Source organism: Variovorax restrictus, assembly GCF_051216715.1.
Taxonomy (GTDB): domain Bacteria; phylum Pseudomonadota; class Gammaproteobacteria; order Burkholderiales; family Burkholderiaceae_C; genus Variovorax.
On record NZ_JBPJZH010000002.1, the window covers coordinates 909,306 to 934,846 of the forward strand.

At 67.3% G+C, this 25,541-nt stretch carries 25 protein-coding genes; 17 read left to right on the top strand and 8 right to left on the bottom strand.

Annotation, left to right across the window (positions count from 1 at the left end):
• The first annotated feature begins 23 nt into the window (after positions 1-23).
• Both ACSFA0_RS18905 and cysE read left to right on the top strand, forming a co-directional pair.
• Positions 24-773, top strand: a complete 750-nt coding sequence (locus ACSFA0_RS18905; RefSeq protein ID WP_435451798.1) for an RNA methyltransferase — start codon at positions 24-26, stop codon at positions 771-773.
• 35 nt (positions 774-808) lie between these two features.
• The gene (cysE, locus tag ACSFA0_RS18910; RefSeq protein WP_435451799.1) at positions 809-1,585 is read left to right on the top strand and encodes a serine O-acetyltransferase; all 777 of its coding nucleotides are present in this window, start codon (positions 809-811) and stop codon (positions 1,583-1,585) included.
• 219 nt (positions 1,586-1,804) lie between these two features.
• Here the strand turns inward: cysE and ACSFA0_RS18915 are convergent, their stop codons facing one another.
• From ACSFA0_RS18915 to ACSFA0_RS18935, 5 genes are read right to left on the bottom strand one after another with little or no spacing between them, the layout of a single operon-like run.
• On the bottom strand, positions 1,805-2,620 hold the full coding sequence (locus tag ACSFA0_RS18915) for an SDR family NAD(P)-dependent oxidoreductase (protein WP_435451800.1): 816 nt from the start codon (positions 2,618-2,620) through the stop codon (positions 1,805-1,807).
• Between the two features lie 39 nt (positions 2,621-2,659).
• A complete protein-coding gene (locus ACSFA0_RS18920) occupies positions 2,660-3,466 on the bottom strand; it encodes an enoyl-CoA hydratase/isomerase family protein (RefSeq protein WP_435451801.1) in 807 nt (268 codons plus the stop codon).
• A gap of 29 nt (positions 3,467-3,495) precedes the next feature.
• Positions 3,496-4,650, bottom strand: coding sequence for a thiolase family protein (locus ACSFA0_RS18925; RefSeq protein ID WP_435451802.1), 1,155 nt, complete (start codon positions 4,648-4,650; stop codon positions 3,496-3,498).
• A complete protein-coding gene (locus ACSFA0_RS18930; RefSeq protein WP_435451803.1) occupies positions 4,647-5,075 on the bottom strand; it encodes a Zn-ribbon domain-containing OB-fold protein in 429 nt (142 codons plus the stop codon). The genes ACSFA0_RS18925 and ACSFA0_RS18930 overlap by 4 nt, the downstream gene beginning before the upstream one ends.
• Positions 5,076-5,104: 29 nt before the next feature.
• Entirely contained in the window at positions 5,105-6,088 is a 984-nt protein-coding gene (locus ACSFA0_RS18935) for a Bug family tripartite tricarboxylate transporter substrate binding protein (RefSeq protein ID WP_435451804.1), read from the bottom strand.
• Positions 6,089-6,282: 194 nt separating this feature from the next.
• Between ACSFA0_RS18935 and ACSFA0_RS18940 the strand changes: the two genes are divergently transcribed.
• Genes ACSFA0_RS18940 through ACSFA0_RS18965 form a run of 6 tightly spaced genes read left to right on the top strand, consistent with a single transcriptional unit; the run spans position 6,283 to position 13,448 of the window.
• Positions 6,283-7,050 carry an IclR family transcriptional regulator gene (locus tag ACSFA0_RS18940; protein WP_435451805.1) on the top strand — a complete coding sequence of 256 codons (768 nt, stop codon included), beginning with the start codon at positions 6,283-6,285 and terminating at the stop codon, positions 7,048-7,050.
• A gap of 46 nt (positions 7,051-7,096) precedes the next feature.
• Positions 7,097-8,245 carry an acyl-CoA dehydrogenase family protein gene (locus ACSFA0_RS18945; protein ID WP_435451806.1) on the top strand — a complete coding sequence of 383 codons (1,149 nt, stop codon included), beginning with the start codon at positions 7,097-7,099 and terminating at the stop codon, positions 8,243-8,245.
• A gap of 17 nt (positions 8,246-8,262) precedes the next feature.
• On the top strand, positions 8,263-10,398 hold the full coding sequence (locus ACSFA0_RS18950) for an acetate--CoA ligase family protein (RefSeq protein ID WP_435451807.1): 2,136 nt from the start codon (positions 8,263-8,265) through the stop codon (positions 10,396-10,398).
• Complete coding sequence (locus ACSFA0_RS18955; RefSeq protein ID WP_435451808.1) at positions 10,395-11,501, top strand: CaiB/BaiF CoA transferase family protein; 1,107 nt, start codon at positions 10,395-10,397, stop codon at positions 11,499-11,501. Before ACSFA0_RS18950 ends, ACSFA0_RS18955 begins: the two co-directional genes overlap by 4 nt.
• A 4-nt stretch (positions 11,502-11,505) precedes the next feature.
• Positions 11,506-12,504, top strand: a complete 999-nt coding sequence (locus ACSFA0_RS18960) for an NAD(P)H-dependent flavin oxidoreductase (RefSeq protein ID WP_435451809.1) — start codon at positions 11,506-11,508, stop codon at positions 12,502-12,504.
• A complete protein-coding gene (locus ACSFA0_RS18965; protein WP_435451810.1) occupies positions 12,501-13,448 on the top strand; it encodes an NAD(P)H-dependent flavin oxidoreductase in 948 nt (315 codons plus the stop codon). Before ACSFA0_RS18960 ends, ACSFA0_RS18965 begins: the two co-directional genes overlap by 4 nt.
• 83 nt (positions 13,449-13,531) lie before the next feature.
• Here ACSFA0_RS18965 and ACSFA0_RS18970 read toward each other — a convergent pair whose 3' ends face one another.
• The 3 genes from ACSFA0_RS18970 to ACSFA0_RS18980 form a co-directional block, all read right to left on the bottom strand.
• Positions 13,532-14,521, bottom strand: a complete 990-nt coding sequence (locus ACSFA0_RS18970; RefSeq protein ID WP_435451811.1) for a Bug family tripartite tricarboxylate transporter substrate binding protein — start codon at positions 14,519-14,521, stop codon at positions 13,532-13,534.
• A gap of 67 nt (positions 14,522-14,588) precedes the next feature.
• On the bottom strand, positions 14,589-15,152 hold the full coding sequence (locus ACSFA0_RS18975; protein ID WP_435451812.1) for a carboxymuconolactone decarboxylase family protein: 564 nt from the start codon (positions 15,150-15,152) through the stop codon (positions 14,589-14,591).
• 44 nt (positions 15,153-15,196) lie between these two features.
• Complete coding sequence (locus ACSFA0_RS18980) at positions 15,197-16,063, bottom strand: SDR family NAD(P)-dependent oxidoreductase (RefSeq protein ID WP_435451813.1); 867 nt, start codon at positions 16,061-16,063, stop codon at positions 15,197-15,199.
• A gap of 191 nt (positions 16,064-16,254) precedes the next feature.
• Here ACSFA0_RS18980 and ACSFA0_RS18985 point away from each other — a divergent pair, with 191 nt between their 5' ends.
• From ACSFA0_RS18985 to ACSFA0_RS19025, 9 genes are all read left to right on the top strand, one after another.
• The gene (locus ACSFA0_RS18985) at positions 16,255-17,250 is read left to right on the top strand and encodes an ABC transporter permease (protein WP_435451814.1); all 996 of its coding nucleotides are present in this window, start codon (positions 16,255-16,257) and stop codon (positions 17,248-17,250) included.
• Positions 17,243-18,091, top strand: a complete 849-nt coding sequence (locus tag ACSFA0_RS18990) for an ABC transporter permease (RefSeq protein ID WP_435451815.1) — start codon at positions 17,243-17,245, stop codon at positions 18,089-18,091. Before ACSFA0_RS18985 ends, ACSFA0_RS18990 begins: the two co-directional genes overlap by 8 nt.
• Complete coding sequence (locus ACSFA0_RS18995; protein ID WP_435451816.1) at positions 18,088-19,134, top strand: ABC transporter ATP-binding protein; 1,047 nt, start codon at positions 18,088-18,090, stop codon at positions 19,132-19,134. The genes ACSFA0_RS18990 and ACSFA0_RS18995 overlap by 4 nt, the downstream gene beginning before the upstream one ends.
• Positions 19,131-20,204: an ABC transporter ATP-binding protein gene (locus tag ACSFA0_RS19000; RefSeq protein ID WP_435451817.1), complete on the top strand. Its 1,074-nt coding sequence runs from the start codon at positions 19,131-19,133 to the stop codon at positions 20,202-20,204. The genes ACSFA0_RS18995 and ACSFA0_RS19000 overlap by 4 nt, the downstream gene beginning before the upstream one ends.
• Complete coding sequence (locus ACSFA0_RS19005) at positions 20,201-21,727, top strand: ABC transporter substrate-binding protein (RefSeq protein ID WP_435451818.1); 1,527 nt, start codon at positions 20,201-20,203, stop codon at positions 21,725-21,727. Before ACSFA0_RS19000 ends, ACSFA0_RS19005 begins: the two co-directional genes overlap by 4 nt.
• 39 nt (positions 21,728-21,766) lie before the next feature.
• Complete coding sequence (locus ACSFA0_RS19010; RefSeq protein WP_435451819.1) at positions 21,767-22,315, top strand: carboxymuconolactone decarboxylase family protein; 549 nt, start codon at positions 21,767-21,769, stop codon at positions 22,313-22,315.
• 98 nt (positions 22,316-22,413) lie between these two features.
• Positions 22,414-23,268 carry an SDR family NAD(P)-dependent oxidoreductase gene (locus ACSFA0_RS19015; RefSeq protein WP_435451820.1) on the top strand — a complete coding sequence of 285 codons (855 nt, stop codon included), beginning with the start codon at positions 22,414-22,416 and terminating at the stop codon, positions 23,266-23,268.
• Positions 23,269-23,326: 58 nt separating this feature from the next.
• A complete protein-coding gene (locus ACSFA0_RS19020) occupies positions 23,327-24,304 on the top strand; it encodes a quinone oxidoreductase family protein (RefSeq protein ID WP_435451821.1) in 978 nt (325 codons plus the stop codon).
• A gap of 10 nt (positions 24,305-24,314) precedes the next feature.
• Positions 24,315-25,535 carry a multidrug effflux MFS transporter gene (locus tag ACSFA0_RS19025; protein WP_435451822.1) on the top strand — a complete coding sequence of 407 codons (1,221 nt, stop codon included), beginning with the start codon at positions 24,315-24,317 and terminating at the stop codon, positions 25,533-25,535.
• Positions 25,536-25,541: the final 6 nt, after the last annotated feature.

Genomic DNA, 25,541 nt, shown 5'->3' on the forward strand with positions numbered 1-25,541 from the left:
TCTTCTGCCGACGTTTCGAGCCCATGCGCACCCGCTTCATCCTGATCCAGACCAGCCACGCCGGCAACGTCGGCGCTGCCGCCCGCGCCATGAAGACCATGGGCTTCGGCGACCTCGTGCTGGTCGCACCCCGCTGGGCCAATGTGCTGCGCCGCGAAGAAACCATCCAGCGCGCCAGCGGCGCCCTCGACGTGCTGGCCAACGCCCGCATCGTCGACACGCTCGACGAGGCCCTCGACGGCGTCACGCACCTGTGCGCCACGGCCATGATCCCGCGCGACTTCGGCCCGCCGACGCGCACGCCGCGAGAGCACCTGGAGCCGTTGGCCAAGAGCGACCCGCCCGAGCACGTCGGCTTCCTCTTCGGCTCCGAGCGCTTCGGCATGCGCAACGAGGACGTGTACCGCTGTAACGTGGCGCTGAGCATCCCGGCCGACCCGGCCTTCGGTTCGCTCAACCTCGGCGCGGCCATCCAGCTGATCGCCTACGAATGGCGGCTGGCGCTGGGCGGCTTTCCGGTCACCGAATCGGTGGTGCCCACGCAGGCGGCCGACGCCCAGGCCGTGGCCGGCATGCTGGCGCACTGGGAACGCTCGCTGGTGCAGATCGGCTTCCTCGACCCCGACGCGCCGAAGAAGCTGATGCCGCGGCTCCAGCAGCTCTTCAACCGCGCGCAGCCTACGCCGGAAGAGATCCACATCCTGCGCGGCATCGCCAAGGCCATGGCCGACGCGAAGACCCCGCCGCCGCCGCGCCCCCACGGCGCCGCTTAGACTGCGCGCCCGCTGTCTTCATCTCGACAATAGCCATGCTTTCGCGCCTGCGTTCCGACATCCAGTGCATCCTCGACCGCGACCCCGCGGCGCGCACGCGCTGGGAAGTGATCACCCTGTACCCCGGCTTCCACGCCGTGGTGCTGCACCGCGCGGCGCACTGGTGCTGGACGCACGGGCTCAAGTGGGTCGGCCGCTTCGTCTCGCAGTTCTCGCGCTGGGTCACCGGCATCGAGATCCATCCAGGCGCCAAGTTGGGCGAACGCGTTTTCTTCGACCACGCGATGGGCGTGGTGGTCGGCGAAACCGCCGAGATCGGCGACGGCTGCACCATCTACCAAGGCGTGACGCTCGGCGGCACCTCGCTCTACAAGGGCACCAAGCGCCACCCGACGCTGGGCCGCGACGTGGTCGTGAGCGCCGGCGCCAAGGTGCTGGGCGGCTTCGTGGTCGGCGACGGGGCCAAGATCGGCAGCAACGCGGTGGTCATCAAGCCTGTGCCCGCGGGTGCGACGGCGGTGGGCATCCCGGCGCGGATCATTCCGTCGAAGACTGGCGCCAGCGCCGACGTGACGGGTAGCGAGCGCAAGTTCTCGGCGTACGGCATCACGCTGGACGATGACCCGCTAAGCCAGGCGATGCGCGGGCTGATCGACAGCGCCAAGGGCCAGGAGCACCAGATCGCGCTGATCTGGGAAGCGATCGAGAAGCTATCGTCGAGCACCGCCGACAAGGGCGACTGCATGCCCTGCGATGCGGCGCGCGAGGAATGCTTCGAGGCGGAGAAGCTGACGCAGCTGGTCGGCAAGTAGACGACACCGTCTACTGGCAAGACTGTCAGCACCTTGTGCAGCTGTTTCCGGCTGATTGACCCAGCCGTTTTACTGGAGATGCACGCCCTCCGAACGTCGGCTTTCTGCCGCATCACGGTGCGGCTCGTCCAACGAGTTTGCGAGGAGCCTATGACCTCGGAGAGGTGAGTGCAGGTTGGGCTTGTTGACGATCCGTGTGAGCAACAAGACAGCAGCCTGTCAGAGCATGACGAAGCCGCCCGAAGCCCCAATGGTCTGTCCCGTGATGAACAGCGCGCGGTCCGAAGCAAGGAATGTCACCAGTCCGGAGATGTCTTCCGGCCGTGACAAGCGCCCGACGCCTTTGGAGATGGGATAGACGTTCAACATCTTGCCCAACCGCTCATCGTTGTCGACAGTGGCATCGACATGCAGCGGCCCGTCCTTGATCCCTGCGTGGGACACGGCGCCCAGGGCCACGGAATTCACCGTGATGGCGTGGCGCCCATGTTCTCGCGCCAATGCTTTTCCGAAGCCGGCGATCGCCGCCTTGGCACCTGAGTACACAGCCATGTTGGCCTCGCCGATGCGGCCAGCTTCGGAGATGATGTTGACGATCCGCCCGCCCTTGCGCGCCACCATGCCAGGCAGCACGGCATGGCAGCAGTTCATGGTGCCGTAGACGTTGAGGTTGACGATCTTTGCCCAGTCCCCGACGGGCATATCCAGGAAGGGTGGCGTTCGTCCGCCCTTTTCTCGGCGCTCCGGGATGATCCCCGCGTTGTTCACGAGCACCGTCACCGGCGCATCGAAATGCCCGGTCCCTCGCTCCACCATGGCATCCACCTCTTCGGCGCGGGTGATGTCCGCCCGTGCAGCCATGGCCTCGCCGCCGGCCGCCACGATCTCCTGCACCACGGCGTCTGCACGCGCGGCGACCAGGTCGTTGACGATGACGCGTGCACCTTCGGCCGCGAGTTCGATGCAGATCTGGCGACCCACGCCCTGACCGCCGCCGGTCACGAGCGCGACCTGGCCTTCCAATCCGAGTTTCATGTGTATTCCTTCTGGGTTTCGTTGAAGACGTGAGGGCACTCAGCGGCCGGTGAAGACCGGCTTGCGCTTTTCGACGAACGCGCGCATGCCTTCCTTGCGGTCCTCGCTGTCGATGATCATGGCCGCCGCATAGCGCTCGTATTCGAGGCCCGAGTCGAGGTCGGTCTGCATGCCGCGATTGATCGCCCGCTTGGCGAAACGCACCGCGAGCGGCGGGTGCTCGGCGATGCGCTGCGCCAGCGCCAGGGCGGTGGCCATCAACTCGGCCTGCGGCACGACCCGGCTGACGATGCCCAGGCGCAGCGCGGTGTCCGCATCCACCAGGTCAGCGGTGAGGATCAGCTCCTTGGCGCGTGCTTCGCCGATCAGACGCGGCAGCCGTTGCGTGCCGCCGGCGGCTGGTATCACGCCCAGCTTGATTTCCGGCAAACCGACGCGGGCGTTCTCCGACGCGATGCGGATGTCGCAGCACAGCGCAATCTCGAGGCCACCGCCAAGGGCCACGCCGTTGAGGGCTGCGATCACCGGCTTCTCGAACTCCTCGATGTTGCGAAACAGGTCGTGCGTGGCCTTTTGCGCGACGAAATAGTCGGCGCCCGTGATCTGGTTGCCGGCGCGCTCCTTGATGTCGGCGCCGGCACAGAAGGCGCGATCGCCGGCACCGGTGACGAGCACCGCGCGGACGCGGTCGTCGGCACGTGCGTATTCGAAGAAAGCGCGCGCCAGATCGGGCTTCATGGAGCCGCCCAGCGTGTTCATGCGGTCCGGCCGGTTCAACGTGACGATGGCGACGTTGTCGCGCACTTCGTAGAGCAGCGTTTCGAGAGTGGGATGGGAGGAAGTCATTGGATTCAGGTCCTGGCTTTGAAGGTGGTTCAGGCGTGCGCTGCAGACAGCACGTGGGCGATGGCCACCGAGCCGAGGCCGATCATGTGGGCCATACCCCAATGCGCATTCGGGTGCTGGCGGCCTTCGGCCTCGCCACGGATCTGGCGGGTGATCTCGGCGATCTGGCCGATGCCGGTCGGCCCCAAGGGGTGCCCCATGCCGATCAGGCCACCGGATGCGTTGATGGCACAGCGTCCGCCGATGCGCGAGTCGCCGCGCTCGAGGTAAGCGGCCCCTTCTCCCGCTGCGCACACGCCGACGGCTTCGCTGTAGAGCAACTCTTCCACCGAGAAGGCATCGTGCAGTTCGAGCAGGTCCAACTTCGTGGGCGCGATGCCCGCCTGCGCGAGGGCCGCCTCGGCGGTGCCGCGTACCAGGTCGATCGCACCTTGGCCGTACACCGTCTCGTCGCGCTCGCTGCTGGCGGTCGACGCACGCACCCGCACGCAGCGTTGCGGGTCGATATTCATGCGGCGAAGGGCGCGGCCCGACACCAGCAGCACGGCCGCGGCCCCTTCGCCGCGTGGACAGCATTGCTGCACCGTGAGATCGCCCGCCACCTTGGGGGACGCCAGCACCTGTTCCAGCGTGCGCGGCTTGCGAAACTGCGCGTACGGGTTGAGCGATGCATTGCCGTGGTTCTTGACCGCCACCTTCGCCATCGCCTCGATCCCGGCACCGCGTTCGCGCAGGTAGGAGCGCGCCATCAAGGCGAACTTCACGGCCGGCACGGTGGCGGTGTCGCTGAGGCGCTCGAGCCCGTCCTTGTTCGCGGCACGGCGGCCGTCGCCGTGCTTGTCCACCCCCATGGCCAGCACCACGTCGCTGATGCCGTGGCTGACTTCCATGCACGCCTGGCGAAAGGCGAACGAGCCCGAAGCCGAGGCGTTCTCGACCTGCGTGACCGCCAGACCCGTCGAGCCCAGGTGGCGAAACATCACGCGGCCTGCAGCCATGCCGATGGAGGTCGTGCCCACGTAGGCGCTCTGGACCTGCTTCCAGTCCAGTCCTGCATCAGCCAGCGCCGCACGCACGGCGGTGAGGCCGAGGTGCGTGTAGGGCGTGTCGCTCGGGAACTGGTAGGGGTGCATCCCGATGCCCACGACATAGACGCCGTCGTTGCCGTCGATCCATTGGCTCATCGCGTCGTCTCCTGGGCCGGCACGAACTGGCAACCGTAGGTGTCGGTGGCGGCCAGCGGCACCGCAACGGCCCGCAGCGCCATGCCGGGTTGCAGGCGGCTTTCATCGTCGACGGCGATCACGCCTTCTTCGACCACCTGTTCGGCAATGCGGATGTCGCCCGCGATGCTCGGTGCCTGCATGCCCGGGACCAGCGCCACGTGCAGCGTGACGTACTCCAGCAAGGTGCCGCCGCCGGGCCGAACGACCTGCATCGCTTCGTCCGTCGGATGACCGCAATGCATGCAGCCGGGCGCCTTGGCCGGAAAGCTCAAGCCCTGGCAGGCCGGGCAGTGCGTGAAGAAGAAGTCGAGCGAGTGCCCGTCGGCCGCCAGGCGATACAGCGACGGCCGCTGCGGTTTCAAGGTGGAGAGATCCGGGGTCATGGGCTTCGATGGAAGTGAAGTAGACAAACTCATTCGACCTTGGCGCCGGACGCCTGGACGACTTCGCGCCAGCGGACCATCTCGGTCTTCACGAACTCGCCGAGCTTGGCGTCGCGCAGGTCCTTGAGCGGAACGCTGCCGAACTTCTCCGTCACCTGCAGCATTTCCGGATCCACAATGGCCTGCGCGATCGCATCTCCCATCTTCTTGACGATCTCGGGCGGCGTCTTGGCGGGGAAGAACACGGCGCTCCAGGCGCTCGACTCGGCCTTCGGGAAGCCGAGTTCACTCACGCTCGGGACCTCCGGCGCGGCGGTGAGCCGGCCCTTGCCTGTCACGGCCAGCGGCGTGAGCTTGCCGGCCTTGACGAAGGGCATCACCACCACCGGGTAGTCGAACATCAGGTCGAGGTTGCCCGCCATGAGGTCGGTCAACGCAGGGCTGCTGCCCTTGTAGGGCACGTGGGTCATCTTGGTGCCGGTCGCGACCTGGAACAGCTCGGCGGTCAGGTGCGTCCCGGTGCCGGGGCCGGCCGAGCCGAAGTTGAGCTTGCCGGGATTGGCCTTCGCGTAGGCGATGAGTTCAGGCACCGTCTTGTACGGCCGCGAGGGATTGATCACTAGGATCAGTGGCGTCTCCGACATCGCGTGCACCGGCACGAAGTCCTTGACCGGGTCGTACCGGATGTTCTTGTACAGCGCGAGGTTGGCCGCCTGCGTGCCCTGGGTGCCGTAGATCATGGTGTAGCCGTCCGGCGGCTGGCGCGACGCGGCTTCCACGCCGATCGAACCGCCCGCACCCGGGCGGTTGTCGACCACCACGGGTTGACCGAGCTTGTCGCCGAGGATCTTCGCCATCAGCCGAGAGGTGTTGTCGGTGATCCCGCCGGGCGTGAAGGGAACGACGAAGGTGATCGGCCGGGTCGGCCATGCCTCGCCCGCTGCGTGCGCGACGCCCAGCATCGCCGCCGTCGCGCAGAAGCCGACGACCGCTTTCTTCCAGAACTTTTGCATGCTTGTCTCCGATGGTTTTTGGCTCGTTTTCTCTACGGGTAATCGCAATATAGGACGGTATGTCGTAGATGTGCAAGAGGTGATGTGCCGATGTGCTGAGATATTTGTGGCTGCAGAATTGCCGATGAAGAATCAAAGTCACGACCCATTGCTCCGCTAATATTCGTCATCGTCTACGAAATATCGGAGGAACTATGCCCACACTCGTCCCTGCAGCCGCCCGCACCATGTCCCTGCTCGAACTGTTCGCACGCGAGAAGCGCGAACTGTCGAACTCGGACCTCGCGCGCCTGATGGACCTTCCGGAGAGCAGCTGCTCCGACCTGCTGCACACCCTGCATGAGCTCGGCTACTTGCTGCGCACGGCGCGCACGCGCCGCTTCTATCCGACGGCGCGGCTGCTGTCGGTGGCGAAGGAGATCTCGGCCAGCGATCCGCTGTACGCGGTGGCCGCCGAAGCCGCGGAACTGCTGCGCGACAAGACCGGGGAGACCGGCCTGTGCGGGCGCGTCGAAGGCGGCGTCGTCAAGGTTCTTGCCTTCACCGAGGGTCGGCATCCCCTTCGGTACATGCAGAACGTCGGCGACAAGCTGAGCCTGCACGTCTCTGCACTGGGCAAGGCCGTGCTCGCGCTCGGAACGCCCGAGGAGGCCGCGCGTCAACTGCGGCTGAAGCCCTTGCGCAAGATTGCCGAAGGCACCGTCGTCGACTTGGCCGTGCTCGAGGCACAGGTCGACCAGGCCCGCGCGCAGGGCTGGATCTGGGTCGAGAACGAGGGCGGCGACGGCCTCGCCGCGTTGGCCGTGGCCGGACACATCGGCGGCGAGCCGATGGCGATCTCGGTCGCCGGCCCGACCGATCGACTGCGCCAGCACCGCGAACCGTTTCTCACCGCCCTGCAGGAAGTGCAGGCCCTCGTGTTTCGCCCACGCCCCGCCAGAGAACCCGCCACGTCCCAGTGAGCGGGCTGGCTTCGGCCTTTTTGCCAACCCTTAAGGAGACATCCGGATGAACTTCACCCCCGACGCCGATCAGGAACTGTTGCGCGACAGCATTCGACGCTTCATGAAGAGCGAGGTCACGCCGCTGATCGCCAAGCACGACGTCGAGAAGACCTTTCCCTTCGAGATCCTCAAGGAGTTGGCACAGTTCGGCTACATCGGCGGGCGCTTGCCGGAGTCTCAGGGCGGCATGGGCATGGACCAGTTCACCTGGGCCATGCTGATGGAAGAGGCCGGCTACGCCTGGCTCTCGATGCGCACCATGCTCAACATCACCAACGGGCCGATCCACAAGATCGCCGCCGAAGGAACACCCGAGCAGAAGGAACGCTTCCTGAAGCCGCTGCTGGCGTCGGAGCGCCGCTGCTTCACCGCCATCAGCGAGCCGGGCACCGGGTCGAACATCGCGCAGATCCAGACGCGCGCCGACCTGAAGGACGACCACTACGTGCTCAACGGGCGCAAGCTCTGGATCACCAACGGTGCGTTCGCCGACTTCGGCATCGTGGTCGCGCGCACCTACAGCCCCGACTGCCAGGGGCAGCTGTCGACCTTCCTGGTCGAGCGCGAGGTGTCGCCTTATGAAGTGCGACGCGTCGACACCATGGTGCTGCGCAGCACGGGCACAGCCGAACTGAATTTCGACAACGTGAAGGTGCCGCGGGCCAACCTGATCGGCGAGGAGGGCAGCGCGCTCAAGCGCATGCTGGTCGGGCTCGACGGCGCACGCGTGAACATCGCCATGGGCGCCGTCGGTGCGGCGCAGGCTGCGCTCGACCTGTCGATCGACTACGCGCGCACGCGCACCCAGTTCGGCAAGCCCATCGGCAGCTTCCAGCTGGTGCAGAAGCTCATTGTGGATATGACGGTGCGCGTGGAGGCCGCGCGGGCGCTGGGCCTGCGCGCCGCCGCGGCCCTCGACGCCCAGAAGGACGCCCGCATGGCCTGCTCCATCGCGAAGCTCTACGCCACCGAGGCGGCGCACGAGGTCGCCAGCATGGCGCTGCAGGTGCACGGCGGGCTCGGCTACTCGACCGACTACCCGATCGAGCGGATCTTCAGGGACACCCGTGGCGGCACCATCCCGGAGGGCACGACCGAAGTGCAGACGCTCATCATCGGGCGCGAAATCCTCGGCATGTCGGCCATCGTCTGAGCGCACGAGGAACCACCATGGAGACAACCCCCAATCACGCGGCCGACCTTTCGCGCCTCATTCGTCCCCGTTCCATCGCCCTGGTCGGCGCGTCCGATCGCGAGGGCAGCATCGGCGAACGCACGCTGACCAACCTCGTCACGCACTCGGCGTTCGACGGCGAGGTTTACTTGGTCAATCCGAGCAAGCCCGAGATTCGGGGACAGCGCTGCTGGCCCAGCGTGGCGTCGCTGCCGGCTACGCCAGACGTCGCCGTGGTCGCGGTGCCGGCGAGCGGCGTGCTGACCGTGATTGAGGAATGCGCGGCGCGCGGCGTGGCCTTCGCAGTCATCCTGAGCTCCGGCTTCGGTGAGGCGGGTGCCGAGGGCGAACGCGAGCAGCATCGCATGAAGGAGATCGCCGAGCGCGGCGGCTTGCGGCTCTACGGCCCGAACTGCCCCGGCCTCACCAACGTGAACGGCCGCCTCGGACTGACGTTCTCGCCATCGTTTCCGCACGACCTGACGCCGGGGCCGATCGGCTTGGCGACGCAGGGCGGCGGGCTCGGGCGCAACGTGATGCAGGCCATGGAGCGCGGCATCGGCATCGGTCTCTGGGCGTCGACCGGCAACGAGGTCGATCTGCAGGTGGCGGACTTCATCCACTACATGGCCGAGGCGCCGGACATCAAGGTCATCGTCACGCTGCTCGAGGGGATCAAGGACGGCCCTAGGTTCGTCGCGGCGGTGCAGCGCGCGGCGGCCAACGGCAAACCGGTGATCGGGCTGAAGGTCGGCAAGTCCGAGTACGGCCGTCGCGCGGCGCAGTCGCACACCGCTTCGCTGACCGGCTCCGCCGAGGTCAACAGCGCGGTGTTTCGCCAGTTCGGCGTCATCGAGGTCGACGACATCGACGAACTGGTCGACACCGCCTGGCTGTTCGCCCGCGCGATGCCGGGCGCGCAGGACGCGCTGGGCATCTACTGTTCGTCGGGCGGCACCGCGGCGCTCACGGCCGATGCGGTGGGCTCGGCCGGTCTGACGCTTGCGGCCTTCACCGCGGAGACCACCGAGGTGCTGCGAGCCAAGCTGCCGGCCTATGCGGCGATCGGCAACCCGGTGGACACCACCGCCATGGTGCTGAGCGACAAGACGGTGGTCGAGACCACCTTGGGATGCGTCGCCAACGACCCCAACCTGGCGCTGACCATCGTCCCGATCGCGCTCGACTACGGCGAGACCACCACCCGGCTGGCCGACAACATCATCAATGCGCAAAAAGGCTGCGCCGCGCCGATCGTGCCGATCTGGATGAGCGACCGTCTCGGCGAGGGCTACCAGAAGTTGGTGGCCGAGGGATTCGCGCCGCCGCGCTCGGTCGGCAAGGCGATATCGGCCATCGGCCGATGGGTCGAATACGGGCGATGGCAACGCGCGAACGCCGGTGCCGAGCCGCTCGCGCTTGCGCCCTTGGCCGCGCCGCTCGGCGACGGCACCACGCGCAGTCTCTCCGAAGCCCAGGCCAAGGCACGGTTGCGTGAGGCCGGCATTGCGCTGTTGCCCCACGCGCTGGCCCGGAGCGCCGAAGAAGCGCGCGCTTTGGCCGACGGCATGGGCTACCCGGTGGTGGCCAAGATCGCGAGCGAACAGATCGTGCACAAGTCTGACGTCGGTGGCGTGCAGGTCGGGCTGCAGGACGACGCACAGGTCGAGGCGGCTTGGCGTCAGATCATGGCCTCGGTGCTCGCGCACCAGCCTGGCGCGACGATCGATGGACTGCTCATCGAGAAGATGGCACCGCGCGACGGTGTGGAACTGATGATCGGCGTGACCCGCGACCCGGTGTTCGGCCATGTGATGACCTTCGGCCTTGGCGGCATCTACGTCGAGATCTTTCGCGATGTCACGCGGCGCCTGCTACCCATCGGTGCGCGCGATGCGGCGGCGATGGTGCGCGAGATGCGCAGCTTCGCGCTGCTCGATGGCGCGCGCGGTCGGCCGAAAGCCGACGTGGCGGCGCTCGAGGCGCTGCTGGTGCGTGTCTCCGACTTCGTCGTCCGTCACGCGGACCGGCTCGAAGAGATGGACCTGAACCCCGTGTGGGTCGGCGCTGCGGGCGAGGGCGCGATGCCGCTCGACGCCGTAATCATCGAGCGAACCGGGAAGGGCGCATGACCGGCAACGCCGTACCGCCGCCGCTGGCGGGCATCACCGTGGTGGACTTCAGCGAGCTTTTGCCCGGCCCCTTCTTCACCCAGAGCCTGGCCGAGATGGGCGCGCGCGTCGTCAAGATCGAGCGGCCGCCGCATGGCGACAACGTGCGTCGCATGGGACCCGGTGTGTTTGACGCGGTCAATCGCGGCAAGCAAAGCCTGCTGGTCGATCTCAAGGACGAGCGCGGGCGCGCCGAAGTGCACGCGCTCATTGCCGAGGCCGATGTGGTGGTCGAGTCGTACCGCCCAGGCGTGATGTCGCGGCTCGGGTTCGACGCGGCCCGGCTGTGCGCCGAGTTCCCGCGGCTGGTCTACGTGTCGCTCAGCGGCTATGGCCAGGAGGGTCCATGGGCCGACCTGCCGGGTCACGACATCAACTATCTCGCCGCGGCGGGCGTGCTGGCGGTCTCGGGCGTGCCCGACGGTGGCCCGGCACAGAGCTTCGGCCTTCCGTTGGCCGACCTGTGCGGTGCGATGTACGCGCTGTCGTCCACGATGGCCGCGCTGTACCAGCGTGTGCACACGGGCCAGGGCCAGTACCTGGACGTGGCGCTGGCGGACTGTGCGCTGCACTGGATGAACCCGCGCTTCGGCGCCTGGCGCGAATCCAGCGTCATTTCGCTCAAAGCACAGCGCGAGGCGACGCTGGTCAAGCCCGCGTACGGCGCCTTCGCCTGCCGAGGCGGGCAGCATGTGTCGATCGCCGCGCTCGAGGATCACTTCTGGGCACGCCTGTGCGATGCGTTGGACCTTGCACCCTACGGCGGCGAAGAATTCCGCGCGATGAAGGCGCGCAAGGAAGTGGCCGTCGCCATCAACGCGCGTATCGCCGAGGTGCTGGCAGGCCGGGAGGCGGACGAGGTGTTCGCGCTGCTGCAGCGCCACGACGTGCCTGCCGCCCCGGTGGTCGAGCCGTCGCAGGCCAGCGGGCTTCCGCAGTTCGCGCAGCGGGACAAGTTCGAAGCCGGCGGCCTGCTGCCGGTGGCGCGCTTCCCGGTCGCCATGGCCGGCATGGTGACCGGCCGCCTCGGCGGCGCGCCCGCACTCGACAGCGCACGGGACTGACGCCATGGCACCGGTCTTCCGCACGCGCATCACCGAGCTGTTCGGCATCGCGCATCCGATTTTGGGTGGCGGACTGATGTGGCTGTCCGACGCCGAGTACGTGGCCGCGCTCGTGAACGCCGGCTGCATGGGCTTCATCACGCCGCGCTCCTTCGACAGCGACGAAGACTTCACAACGGCGCTGGTGCGATGCGCAGCGCTGACCGGCGGAAAGCCCTTCGGCGTGAACCTCACGCTGTCGAGCCGTCCCGAGGCGAACGGCGCCGTGCGGCGCTGGCTCGACATCGCGCTCGCGCATGGCGTGCGCCACTACGAGACCGCCGGCTATGCGCCGACCGAGCTCATCGGCACGCTGCATGAAGCCGGCGCCATCGTCCTGCACAAGGCGCCGAGCATTCGGCATGCGCTGTCGGCCGAGCGTGCGGGCGCCGATGCGATTGCACTGATCGGCATGGAAGAGGGCGGCCACCCGGGCACCAACGAGCTGCCGACCATGCTGATGGGTGCATTGGCCGCAGAACAGTTCCGCGTGCCGGTGGTGCTGGGCGGCGGCATCGGGCACGGCCGGCAGATCGCGGCCGTGCTCGCGCAGGGCCACGAGGGCGTGATGATCGGCAGCCGCTTCCTGGTCTGCGCCGAGATCCGCGCGCACCGTGCGTACAAGGAGCACCTGCTGAGCTGCGACGAGCACTCGACCGTGCGCCTGTTGCACACGCTCGGCAACACCTGGCGCGTGCTGCGCAACGACACCGCGCGGCGCATCGACGAGATCGAGCGCGCCGGCGCGGCCGACCATGCCGCGTTCGGTGAACTGATCAGTGGTCGCATCGCGCGCGACCGCTGCTATGCCGAAGGCGATTGGCAGCGCGGCATGCTGTCGCTGGGACCGTCCATCGCCTTCGCCAAGCGCATCGAACCGCTTTCGGCCATCGTGGCCCAACTGCTGGAGGAGGCGCGGACGTCTCTCGCCCGGCTTTCCTCGCTCGAACGGGCTTCGGCATGACACGTCGACAACTGCCATTCCTGGATCGGCTCGCACTCCCCCTGATCGCGGCACCGATGCTGCGCGTGTCGGGCATCGAGCTGGTGTCGGCGGCGTGCCGGGCCGGCGTCATCGGTGCATTTCCGACCGCCAACTGCGCTTCGCTGGACGAGTTCGATGCCTGGCTGCAGCGCCTGAGTGCTGAGGCTGTCAGGGCCGAGGGGCGCCACGCGCCGTACTGCCCCAACCTCATCATGCGGCGTGATCCGGCGAAGGTGCGTGCTGAGGTCGACCTCATCGTGCGTCACCGGGCCGAGGTCGTCATCACCAGCGTGGGCTCGCCGGCCTCGGTGATCCCGGCGCTGCACGACGGCGGCTGCCTGGTGCTTGCCGACGTCGCCTCGGTGCACCACGCCGAGCGCGCGCTGGAAGCCGGCGCCGATGGCCTGGTGCTCTTGACTGCAGGCGCCGGGGGCCACACGGGATGGGTCAACCCCTTCGCATTTGTGCGCGCGGTGCGGGCGTTGTTCGACGGCCCCATCGTCCTGGCCGGTGGCTTGTCGGATGGCGTCGCACTCAAGGCCGCCACGGTGCTCGGCTGTGACCTGGGCTCGATGGGGACGCGCTTCATCGCGACACGCGAAAGCCTCGGCAGCGACCCGTACAAGCAGATGCTGGCGGCGAGTTCGCTCGACGACGTGATGACCACGCGGGCGTTCACCGGCCTGCCGGCGAACTTCCTGCGGCCCTCGGTGGTCCAGGCCGGGCTGGACCCGGCCGCGCTCGACGAGTCCGTGTCGGTGCAAGAGGCGCGAAGTCGCTTCGGCGGCGGCTCAGAAGGCGCGGTGGTGCAGCGATGGGCCGATCTGTGGAGCGCGGGGCACTCGGTGTCAGGCGTGTCGTCCATCCCCACGGTGGCCGAACTGGCGCGGGCATTGGCCAGCGAATTCGGCAGCGCAGGCTGATCCCACACAACGGGTTGCTTGCAGGCCCGCTTTTGCGCGTCCCGAACCGCCGGACCTATGCAACCGAGCGCGAACGACGGCGGCTACTGTCCGATCTTGAAGTTGGTGTCCTTCGCCATCTTGCGGTAGCGCTCGATGTCTTCCCTGATGGCTGCCGCCAATTCCTCGGAACTGCCGCCCACCGCGTCGTAGTCGAGGCTCGCGAACTTCTGGCGCACGTCTGGCATGGCGGCGACCTTCGCCACTTCGGCCTGCAGGCGCTGAACCACGGCCGGCGGCGTCCCGGCCGGGGCGAGCAGGGCGGCGTAGCCCTTGGTCGACATGTCGATGCCTTGTTCCTTCATGGTCGGCACGTCGGGCAGCGTCGGCGAGCGCTGGTCCGAGAACAGGCCCAGCGCGCGCAGCTTGCCCGCCCGGATCATCTGCAAGGAGTTGAAGGTGTCGATCATGATGTCGGCCTGCCCCCCGATCACCGCCTGGGTCTGCGGGCCGGAGCCGTTGTACGGAACATTGATCATGTCGGGCGCACCGACGAGCAGTTTCAACTGCTCGCACATCAGGCTGTACCCGCTGGTCCCTGCCGCAAAGCTGGTGGAGCGCTTGCCGCTGCGGGCCAGCTCGACGAGTTCCTTCACCGTCGTCGCGGGCACGTTGGGGTTCGCAACCAGCAGCAGAGACCAGGAGGCGAGCATGCTGATCGGTGCAAAGCTCTTCACCGGATCGAAGCTGGTCTTGTAGAGCAGCGGGCTGAGCGCCAGCACGCTGCCGGCGGGGAACAAGAGCGTGTAGCCGTCCGGCGCGGCACGCGCCACCAGCTCGGCGCCGATGATGCCGTTGGCGCCCGGCTTGTTCTCGACCACCACGGGTTGCTTGAGCGCCTGTCCGAGTTTCTCTGCCAGGAGTCGCGCCACGACATCGGTGGATCCGCCGGGGGCATACGGCACGATGATGCGGATGGCGCGCGCCGGGTACTCGTCGGCCGCCTGCGCCGTCAGCGCTTGGGTGGCGGCCAACGTGGCCAGACCGAGCAGCAGCGTACGACGGCGCTGGCCTTTCAACGTAGCGATGTTCATGGGGTCTCCTGAAACGAAGGCATCGGGTCGACGCCGGACGAGGACGCGCTCTCGCGACCCGCGGTGCTCACATGCGGGCAAGGTCCTTGTCGTAGCCGGGCTCCAGCTCGACGTTCATCGACTGGAGGAAGCGGCTGACACAGACATAGAAGCTCGCCGTAAGCACCAGTTCGACAACCGCCGCATCGTCGAAGCCGCAGGCTCGAAGTTGCGCCACGGTCGCCTCGGAAGCCGAGGGGCCGCGCGTCACCTCCTCGGCGAGTTGCAGCACGGCGCGCTCGTTCGCATTGAACAGGCTGGAGGTGTGCCAATCCGCGAGCGCATCGATCTGCGCGTCGCTGACACCTGCCGCCGTCGCCATCGGCACGTGGTGGGCCCATTCGTACGCGGTCCCCGCCACCTGTGCGCCACGCAGGATGAGCAGCTCCCGCAACGGACGCGCGGTCTTCGCCTTCAGGCGTAGCGGCCACGCGAAGTCGAGCCAGCCGCGGAACATCTGTGGCGCGGTGCCCAGCACGCGGTACAGGTGCGGCATGCGGAAGTCCGGCCCCTGTGCGCGCCGCACTTCGTCGAACAAGGCCTGGGCAGCGGGATCTTCCGGATGTTCGGGGAGCAGGGGAATGCGTGACATGGAGGGTCTTCGTGCGTTGGAGGGAAAGCGGACCTCGTGTGGCTTCAGGCCGCCTTGGCGTCGGGCTTGAGGCCGGGCGACGGGGCGTTGCCTGCGGTCGTGCCGGCGTCCACCGGCAGGATCACGCCGGTGACCCAGCGTGCTTCGTCGCTCGCGAGGTAGGCCACTGCCTGGCCCACGTCCCAGCCCGAGCCTTCGGTCTGCAACAGCGAACGTTTGCGGCGCTGCTCGCGCACTTCGGGTGTCATGCGCCCGGCGACCATCGGCGTGTAGACCATGCCGGGCGCGACGCAGTTGACGCGGATGCCCTCCACCCCGTGATGCGCCGCCATGGCACGTGTCATGTTGACCACTGCGCCCTTGGAGGTCGGGTACAGCAGGGCCGGCGTGCCGCCGATCAGGCCGGCGACCGACGCGATGTTGACGATCGCGCCGCGGCCGACCTTGCGCATCTCCGGGATCGCGTACTTCGCCATCAACATCATCGAGGTGACGTTCACGCGCAAGGCGCGGTCCCATTCCTCGATGTCGAGGTCGACGGCGTTGCCGGCCGGACCGCCGATGCCGACGTTGTTGACGAGGATGTCGACACGACCCCACGCCTCGACGGCCATGCGAACGGCCTGTTCGCACTGGGCCGCGTCCGACACGTCGCACCGGGCTGCCAACGACGTGCCGCCCTCGGCCGCGATGAGGCGTTCGGTCTCTTGTGCGGGCGCCAGCTCCGCATCGAGCAGTAGGACCCTGGCGCCGCGGCGCGAAAGCAGGATGGCCGCTGCACGGCCGTTGCCGATGTCCGCAGTGCGCGAGCCGGCCCCGGTGACGATGGCGACACGGCCGTCGAGGCTGCTGCTGGCGGCCTCTGCATGCGCGGCCGCTGCCGGAATGGGTGATGCAGGAAAGGTGTTCACGGTGTGAGCGCTTGCCGGCGCCATCGGGAAAAGTGCCCGAACCTTAGGCCTGTGTCGCCGAGCGAAGAAGGGTGTTTATCCTAGGATGAAACGTTTCATATTGAGGCGTATGACGTTGCCGAAGCGCATGGAAAACCCCTTCAGTAGTTATCCGGATGAAACGTTTCATCAAAGCCTCTAGGCTGCGTTCAATGGCTGAACTCACGGACAAGAGCCCGGGATCGCGAATGGCGCAACGCGCGGCGTACGTCGGCCGCCGCGCCGGGCATCTTTTCGCAGTGCTCCTGCTGCTGAGCGTGGGCACGTTTCTCATGCTCGAACTTCTGCCGGGCAACCTGACCGATTCGCTGCTTGGCGACAATGCCAGGCCGCAGGACATCGCATTGCTGGAAGCGCAGCTGGGCTTGGACAAGCCACTGCCGCAGCGCTTCGGCTCATGGGTGTTGAACGCCTTGCAAGGCGACCTGGGCCGGTCGCCGCTGAGTGGAGAGGCCGTGACCGAGGCCATCGCGCACCGGCTGCCGGTGTCGGTGCAGCTCATGCTGTTCGCGCAGATCCTGGCCCTGGCGATGGCGTTGCCTCTGGGCATCTGGGCGGGCTACCGCGAAGGCGGCCTGGTCGATCGGCTGGTGTCCAGTGCCTCCTTCGGCGTGCTGGCCGTCCCGCACTTCGTGCTGGGGCTGCTGCTGATTCTGGTGCTCGCCATCTGGCTGCGATGGTTTCCCGCCACCGGCTACGTGCCGTTCAGCGAGAACCCGTTCGAGAGCATCCGCTCGATGACGCTGCCGTCGCTGACGCTCGCATTGGTCGAGGCCCCGGTGTACCTGCGGCTGCTGCGCAGCGACCTCGCCACGACGCTGCGGGAGGAGTTCGTCACCGTCGCCCGCGCCAAGGGATTGCCCGATCGGCAGATCCTGCTGCGCCACGCGCTGCGGCCGTCGATGTTCAGCCTGATCACCGTGATGGGCATCAACATCGGGCACCTGATCGGTGGCGCGGTCATCATCGAAACCGTCTTCGCGCTGCCTGGCGTGGGCCGCCTTCTGATCGAGGCCATCACGCGCCGCGACTACCTCACGCTGCAGGGCGTGGTGCTCTTCATCGGCACCACCTTCGTCGTCGTCAACCTCGTGGTCGATGCGCTGTACAGCGTGCTCGACCCGCGTCTCTCCGCACGGCATGGCTGATCGCTCGGTGGTTCGCAGCCCGCTCTCCCGTGCGTTGTGGCGCATGGGCCTTCCGCTGGTCTGGCTCACGGTGGTGTTCGTCTGCGCATTCGGCGCCGACGTCATGCCGTTCCCCCCGCCTTCCGACATGGACTTCGCCGCTGCCGAGCAAGGCCCGAGCATGGCGCACCCGTTGGGCGCCGACCTCGACGGCCGCGACGTGCTGTCGCGACTGGCGCATGGCGCACGCATCTCGCTGACCGTGAGCCTGCTCGCGCCGTTGATCGGATTGGTCATCGGCACGGTGCTCGGGCTGCTCTCCGCGTACTACACCGGTGTGGTGCGGACGGGCATCCTGGCCGTCCTCGACGCGATGCTTGCGTTTCCCAGCCTGGTATTCGCGCTGGCGCTCACCGTCGTGTTGGGCCCGTCGGTCCAGAACGTGACGCTCGCGCTCGGCATCATGTCCGTGCCGGCCTTCGCGCGCATCGCACGTGCCAACGCCTTGCCGCTGATGTCGCGCGAGTTCGTGCTGGCCGCGCGCACGGCGGGTGCCAGCGACGCGTACATCATGTTTCGCGAGATCCTGCCGAACATGGTGATGTCGCTGTTGACCTACGCGCTCACGATGATGTCGATCATGATCGTCGCGGAAGGCTCGTTGAGCTTTCTCGGCGTCGGCGTACCGCCCCCCACGCCCAGTTGGGGCAGCATGATCGCCGAGGGCCGGGAGTCGCTCGAGCGCGTGCCCCATGTCAGCATGATTCCCGCGGCAGCGATGTTCCTGACCGTGCTCAGCCTGAATCTGCTGGGCGACAGCCTGAGGCAACTCAAGTCGGGAAAGTCCGGAGGGTTGTCGTGACGCGCGAACCGCAGCTCGGCCCGCGTTCCGAGCGCACGATGCCTGCACCCGACGGCCGGGACGGTGAGGTACTGCTGAGCGTGCAGAACCTCGGCGTGCGCTTCCCGACGCCGCGTGGCGACCTGCAGGCGTTGGACGATGTCTCGATCGACCTGCGTCGATCGCGCACGCTGGCCATCGTGGGCGAGTCCGGCAGCGGCAAGTCAGTGCTGTCACGCAGCATCCTGCGACTGCTGCCTTCGAAGGCCCGGGTGTCACCCGCAGCGCGCATCGTGTTCGACGGCATCGACCTGCTCGCGCAAAGTCAGGCGCAGATGCAGAAGGTTCGCGGCCGCCGCATCGCGATGGTGTTTCAGGACCCGATGACCGCGCTGAACCCGGTGCGCACGATCGGCTCGCAGCTAGTCGAAGGGCTCAAGCTGCACCTGAACATGCCAGCTGCCGCGGCGTACCAGCGTGGGCTTGCGCTGCTGCAGCAGGTCGGCATCAACTCGCCCGAGCGCCGTCTTTCCCAGTACCCGCACGAGCTGTCCGGCGGCATGCGCCAGCGCGTGGTGATTGCCATGGCGATCGCCTGTGAGCCCGAACTGCTGATCGCCGACGAGCCCACCACGGCGCTCGACGTCACGGTGCAGGCCGAGATCCTCGAGCTGCTGCAGCGTCTTCAACGCGAGCACGACATGACGATGATCCTGATCACGCATGACCTGGGCGTGGCCGCGGGGTTCGCCGACGAGATCGCCGTGATGTACGCAGGCCAACTGGTCGAGCGCGCCGCCACGCACGACGTCTTCAAGACCCCGCGCATGCCGTACGCCGGCGCGCTGCTGCGGTCCATTCCACGGCTCGACGATGCGCCGCACGCCGAGCTCTTCACGATCGGCGGGCGTCCGCCCACGACCTACGGTGACGCGCCCGCAGGCTGCCGCTACGCGGCACGTTGCGAGCGCCGCGTCGAGCGCTGCGACGCAGAGACGCCGCCCATCGCCGAAGGCCCGCCGGGCCATGCGTTTCGCTGCTGGCGACCTTTGGAGTGGCGATGAAGACCGTGCCCGCCGTCGTCGATTCGGCCTCGCCCGGTCTGTTGATGCGGGTCGACAACCTGCAGGTGACGTATTCGCTCGGCGGCTCGCAGCGGATGCGCGCGGTCGACGGCGTCAGCTTCGACATCGCGCGCGGAGAGACGCTGGCGCTGGTGGGTGAATCGGGCTGCGGCAAGTCGTCGGTGGCACGTGCCTTGATGCAGCTGGCGCCTGCCTCGGGCGGCGACATCCAGCTCGAAGGCCAGTCGCTCTCGGCACTGCCGCACCGAAAGCTGAAACTGCTGCGCCGCCGCTTTCAGATGATCTTTCAGGACCCGATCTCGTCCCTGAATCCCAGGCGCAGAGTGCGCGACATCCTGGCCGCGCCCCTCAAGGTCAATGGCCTGTTCGACCGACGAACAAGCGAGCCCCGCATCTGCGAAGTGCTCGAGTTGGTGGGCCTGGACGCCACATCGGTGATGGACCGCTATCCGCACGAGTTCTCGGGCGGTCAATGCCAACGCATCTCCATCGCACGCGCACTGATCCTGGATCCCGCTCTGCTGGTGTGCGACGAGCCGGTGTCGGCGCTCGACGTCTCGGTGCGTGCGCAGGTCCTCAACGTGCTCAACGGCCTGCGCCGGCGCTTGGGCTTGGGCTTGGCAATGCTGTTCATCTCGCACGACCTCGCCGTGGTGCGCAACGTGGCAGACCGTGTGGCCGTGATGTACCTGGGGCGCATCGTGGAGATCGGCGACGCCGACGCGGTGCTGCGCACGCCGGCGCACCCCTACACCGCGGCGCTGCTGAGCGCCGTGCCGGTGGCCGACCCGGACGCCGGGCGCGCGCGCATTCGGCTCGAAGGCGAGATGCACTCGCCGATGTCGCTGCCCTCGGGCTGCCGGTTCCGCACCCGGTGCCCGGCTGCGCAGGCGCGCTGCGCGATCGATGACCCGGGGTTGGTCGAGGTCGGCCATGCACGCCGTGTTGCGTGCCACTTCCCCTTCTCGGCGACGTCCGCCGTTCCCGCGACGCGCATGACGACGGCGCACCCCTTTGTTCGAAACACCCCACAGGAGACCGCACCATGACCTCATGGACCCCGTTCCGATTTGTACCCACTGGCGTCGCACTGGCCGCCGTCGTTCTCGCGGGGACGCCAGCGCTCGCTCAGAAGAAGGGCGGCACGCTGACCATCGCGACCGAGGCCGAGTTCAGCGGCTTCAACCACCTGAAGGCGAAGATCTTCAACCAGAACACCACGGCACCGGCGTCATCGGTGATGGAGACCTTGTTCGCCTACGAAGGCAAGACCATCGTGCCGCGCCTCGGGCTGTCGCTGGCCGAGGCGCCTGACCGCTTGAGCGCCACCGTGAAGCTGCGTCAGAACGTCAAGTTCCACGACGGCACGCCCTTCAACGCCGACGCGGTGGTCTTCCATTACGCGCGGCTGATCGCGCCCGATTCGGGCGTCAACGTCGGCATGATCGCGTCCATCGAGAAGGTCGAGAAGGTCGACGAAAGCACGGTGCGGTTCGTGCTGAAGGCGCCGTGGTCGGCGCTGCATTCGGCGTTGGCGATCGAAGGCCTGACCAACTTCATTGGTTCGCCCACGGCGCTCAAGGACGGCGAAGCCTTTCACCGGTTTCCGGTCGGCACCGGCCCGTTCAAGATGAAGGAATGGCGCGCCGGAGACCGCCTGGTGATGGAGCGCAACCCCGACTATTGGGACAAGAAGCTGCCCTATGTCGACCAGTTGGTGTACCGCGTGATGCCCGACGGCAACACCCGTTATCAAAGCATGAAGTCGGGCGAGGTCGACATCGGCCGGATGGACGTCGCCGAACATGTGATCGCGGCGAAGAATGAGCCGTCGCTGAAGGTCTACAGCTACGAAGGCGCTGGGGCCTTCATGTGGAACTTCAACAACAGCAAGCCGCCTTTTGATGATCCGCGCGTGCGCCAGGCCGTGACGCACGCCTTCAACGCGAAGGCCATGATCGACACGATGTTCCAGGGGACGACCACTGCGACCAACGACCTCATGGGGCCGAAGTCGGAGTGGCACTGCCCCAATCTCAACTGGCGTGGCTACGACCTGCCCAAGGCGCGCGCGCTGGTCGCGCAGTACGGCAAGCCGGTGGAGTTCGAACTGGTCAGCACCAACACCCCGGCGGGCCGACGTCAGGGCGCGATGGTCCAGCAGTTCGTGCAGCAGGCGGGCATGAAGGCAACGATCCGCCTTGTCGAGCAAAGCCAGAACGTACGCGTCGGCCTGAGCGGCGATTACCAGATGGACGTCTGGCGCTACTCCGACATCGCGATGGATCCGGACATGATCCTCACGTACTACTTCGGTGGGGCGGCGGGCGAGCCCGTGACGCGTCACGACACCCGCAAGATCGATCCGCTGCTGGCCAAGGCGCGCAGCGAGGCGGACCCGAAGAAGCGCAAGGTTCTCTACTGCGAGGCCATGCAACTGATCTCCGACGAGGCGGTCGCGCTGATCCCGATTCGCACCACGTACTTCGCCATCGCGCGCCCGTACGTCAAGGGCCTGCCAGACATGCAGAACGGCCTGATCAAGACCCGCGCGATGTGGATCGAGAAGTGACAAGAGCCTGAAGCCAACCCCATTCGCACAAGGAACACCATGGCCCGCATTCCGTATTTCGACATGAACCAGGCACCCGAGGACTACAAGGCGTTGTTGGGAGGGCGACCACCGCTGAACCTGTACCGCATGCTGCCGCACGCCGGCCCCGCGCACTCGAAGGCGTTTCTCGGCCTGGGCGGTGCGATCCTGCGCAGCAATGAGCTTGACTCGCAATTGCGCGAAATCGCGATCCTGCGCGTGGGCATCCTCAGCGAGGCCAGCTACGAGGTCCACCAGCACAAGCGCGTGGCACGCAACGTCGGCTTGTCCGATGCGAAAGTCGCGGCACTCGAGGTCGGTGCCGACATCTCCGCGTTGGACGACACCGAGAAGCTTGTGCTGGAGTTCACCGACAAGCTCTTCCACGACGTGAAGGCGCCCGATGAACTGTTCGCCCGCGTCAGCGCGAAGTTCAACCATCGCCAAACGGCGGAACTGGTACTGACGATCGGCTTCTACATGCTGGTCAGCCGCTTCCTCGAGAACTTCGAGGTCGACATCGAGCCGCCGGGGACGATCCCCGATGCGGCGATCAACCCGAATTGAACGCGCCTCACCGCGCCTCACGACAAGCGCACTTGCGCCGCAGCGGGCGCCGTGCCAACGACCGCAGCCCGTCCACAACACCACGCCAAGACACGCTCATGAACACCGCCCCCACCGAAATCGATCCGACCCGCTCGATGCACCCCGAAACACTGGGCCAGGTGCCTGGACGCGGACGCCTGCAAGGCCGCCGCGTGCTGGTCATCGGCGCAGGCCAACGCGTCATCCCGGAAGAGTCCCCGCCGGTTGGCAACGGCCGCGCCATCTCGCTGCTGTTCGCCCGCGAAGGGGCACAGGTCGTCTGTGCAGACATTTCCGAGGAAGCCGCCACGCAGACCGCGGACGCGGTCAGGAAGGAGGGCGGCACCGCCTTCGTGGAGGTGATCGACGTCAACGATGCCTCGGCCATCGCGCCGCTGGTGCAGCGCGCACAGGAGCTGATGGGCGGGCTCGACGGCCTGGTTCTGAACGTCGGCATCTCGCATGGGCTGCCGCTCGACCAGCTGACCATCGAGGCCTGGGACAAGGAGTACTCGGTGAACGTTCGCAGCCACATGGTGTTCGCGCAGGCGGCGCTGGAGGTGATGGCGCCGGGCGGATCGATCGTGCTCATGTCTTCGCTGGCCTCTCTGCGCAACTCGAGCCGCAACCCCGCTTACGAATCGTCGAAGGCTGCCCAGGTGTCGCTGGCCCGCAGCATTGCCGTGGCGGGAGAATCTAAGGGCATCCGCGGCAATTCAATCCAGCCTGGCCTGATGGACACGCCGATGGGCCGCGATGCGACACGGCGCCGCCCCAACCGCGCGATGGCGGTCCCCTTCGGGCGGCAGGGCACCGGCTGGGAGGTGGCCTACGCGGCGCTGTACCTGATCTCGCACGAATCGAGCTACGTCAATGGTCATGCACTGCTCATCGATGGCGGCCTTGCCATCGGTGTGACCCGCGCGGTCTGATGCAACCTCGCGGAACTGTCGTCCAATCTCTCCTGCCATTTCTCCTGAAGGTCCGTCCATGAAAGCCGCTGTTCAGTTCGGTGAGGGCCTTCGCATCGAGGAGGTCGCCGTGCCACGTCCCGGCCCCGACGAGGTGCTGGTGAAGGTGCACGCCTGCGGACTCAACCGCGCCGACCTTTCGATGCTGGCCGGTCGCACGCACGGCGCGCACGGGGGAGCGGGCACGGTGCTAGGTCTGGAATGGTCCGGCGAGGTGACGGAGGTCGGTGCCCACGTGACCGAGCTGCGCTGTGGCGATCGGGTCATGGGCTCGGGGAAGGGCGCGTTTGCCGAGTACGCCGTATCCGACCACGGCCGCGTGACGAAGATCCCGGCTCGGGCGATGAGCTACGAACAGGCCGCCACGCTGCCGGTGGCCCTGCAGACGATGCACGACGCACTGGTCACCCACGGTCGGCTGCAGCGCGGCGAGACGGTGCTGATTCAGGGCGCCTCGTCCGGCGTGGGCCTGATGGGCCTGCAGATCGCCAAGCTGCTGGGGGCCGGCATGGTGATCGGCACGTCGACCACGCCGGATCGCCGCGAGCGGCTGAAGGACTACGGCGCGCAGCTTTCGATCGACACCACGGCGGCGGACTGGCCGCAGCAGGTGCTGGATGCGACCCACGGCCTAGGCGTCGACCTTGTCGTCGACCAGCTCGCAGGCACCCAGGCCAACAACAACATGCACGCCTGCGCGTTGAAGGCGCGCATCGTCAATGTCGGCCGCCTGGCCGGCAGCCGGGCGGAGTTCGACTTCGACCTGCATGCTCTGAAGCGCATCGAATACATCGGCGTCACCTTCCGCACGCGCAGCGTTCAGGAAGTGCGCGACATCAACCGCCGCATGCGCGCCGACCTGGGTTCGGCCATCTCGGACGGCCGCCTGTCGCTGCCGATCGACCGGTGCTTCGGGTTCGCCGAGGTGGCCGACGCGCTGGCCCACATGGCCCGCAATGCGCACTTTGGCAAGATCGTCTTGACAATGCCGCAATGACGCAACCCTGATGCCGTTGCCTGCGCGCGGGTCACCGCCCGAAGCCGAGCCGTCGGAACGCCGACTCGCACCGCTGTGGTTGTTGAGCGCGCTGCCGGCGGTCGGCCTGTTCGCGTCGTCGGCCTACTTGCCGTCGTTGCCCGCCATGGCCCGCGATTTCGGCGTGCCGACCGGCCAGGTGCAACTGACCGTCACGGCCTACTTGGCCGCCATGGCCGCGTTCATGCTGGTCGTCGGCCCCTGGAGCGACCGCATCGGACGGCGTCGCATCGGCCTGTGCTCGCTGGTTATCTTCTTCGTCGGCAGCGTGGCGGCATGGCTCTCGCCGAGCGTCGGCTGGCTGCTGGTGGCACGCGTGGTGCAAGGCATCGGGGCCAGCAGCGGCATGGTGCTGTCGCGCGCCATGGTCCGCGATGCGATGAACGACCACGAAGCGGCACGCGCCAACGCGCAGATGGGCATGTCGATCGCGATCGCGCCTATCGTGGCGCCGATGATCGGCGGACTGGTGCAGCAGGCCTTCGGCTGGCGCGCGAACCTTCTGCTGTTCGCCGTTCTTGGTCTGGCGCTCTGCATCGCGTCGATCCGCGGGCTGGTCGAGACGTTGCCGCCGAATCGCCGGCACGCGCAACGAGGTTGGCGACTGCTGTCGGGCTACTTCCAACTGCTGCGCACGAGGCGTTTCATGACCAACACACTGCCGGTGGCCCTCGGCGGTATGGGGATCTTCGCGTACAACACACAGGCGCCGGTGCTGCTGGTCGGCGATCTGCACGTCAGTGCCGCGGCGTTCGGCGTCTACGGTGCCTTGCCGCCCCTGGGTTACGTGCTCGGCAATTTCCTGACTTCGCGGTGGACGGGGCGCGTGCCGCAACGCAAGTTGATCGAGCGCGGTTGTTCGCTGCTGGCGCTGTCGGGCACACTGGTGGTCCTGCTGGGATGGATCTTCGGACCCATCGCTCCCTTGATCGCCGGTCCGATGCTTCTGTTCGGCCTGGGCAACGGCCTGCTGATGCCCACCGCCTCTTTGCGCAGCATGAGCGTCGCCCCGACGTTGGTCGGCTCGTCGGCTGCGCTGTCCGGCGGCATGCGCATGGGCGCGGGGTCGCTGGGCAGCCTGATCGTGGTGACCTTGGCGGTGCACGACGGTGCCACCCTCGGCGTGCTCGTTGGCACGATGGGATTGCTGTCGCTGGCGTGTTTTATGCTGCTGTCGCGCGGGGAGAGCTGAAGGGGC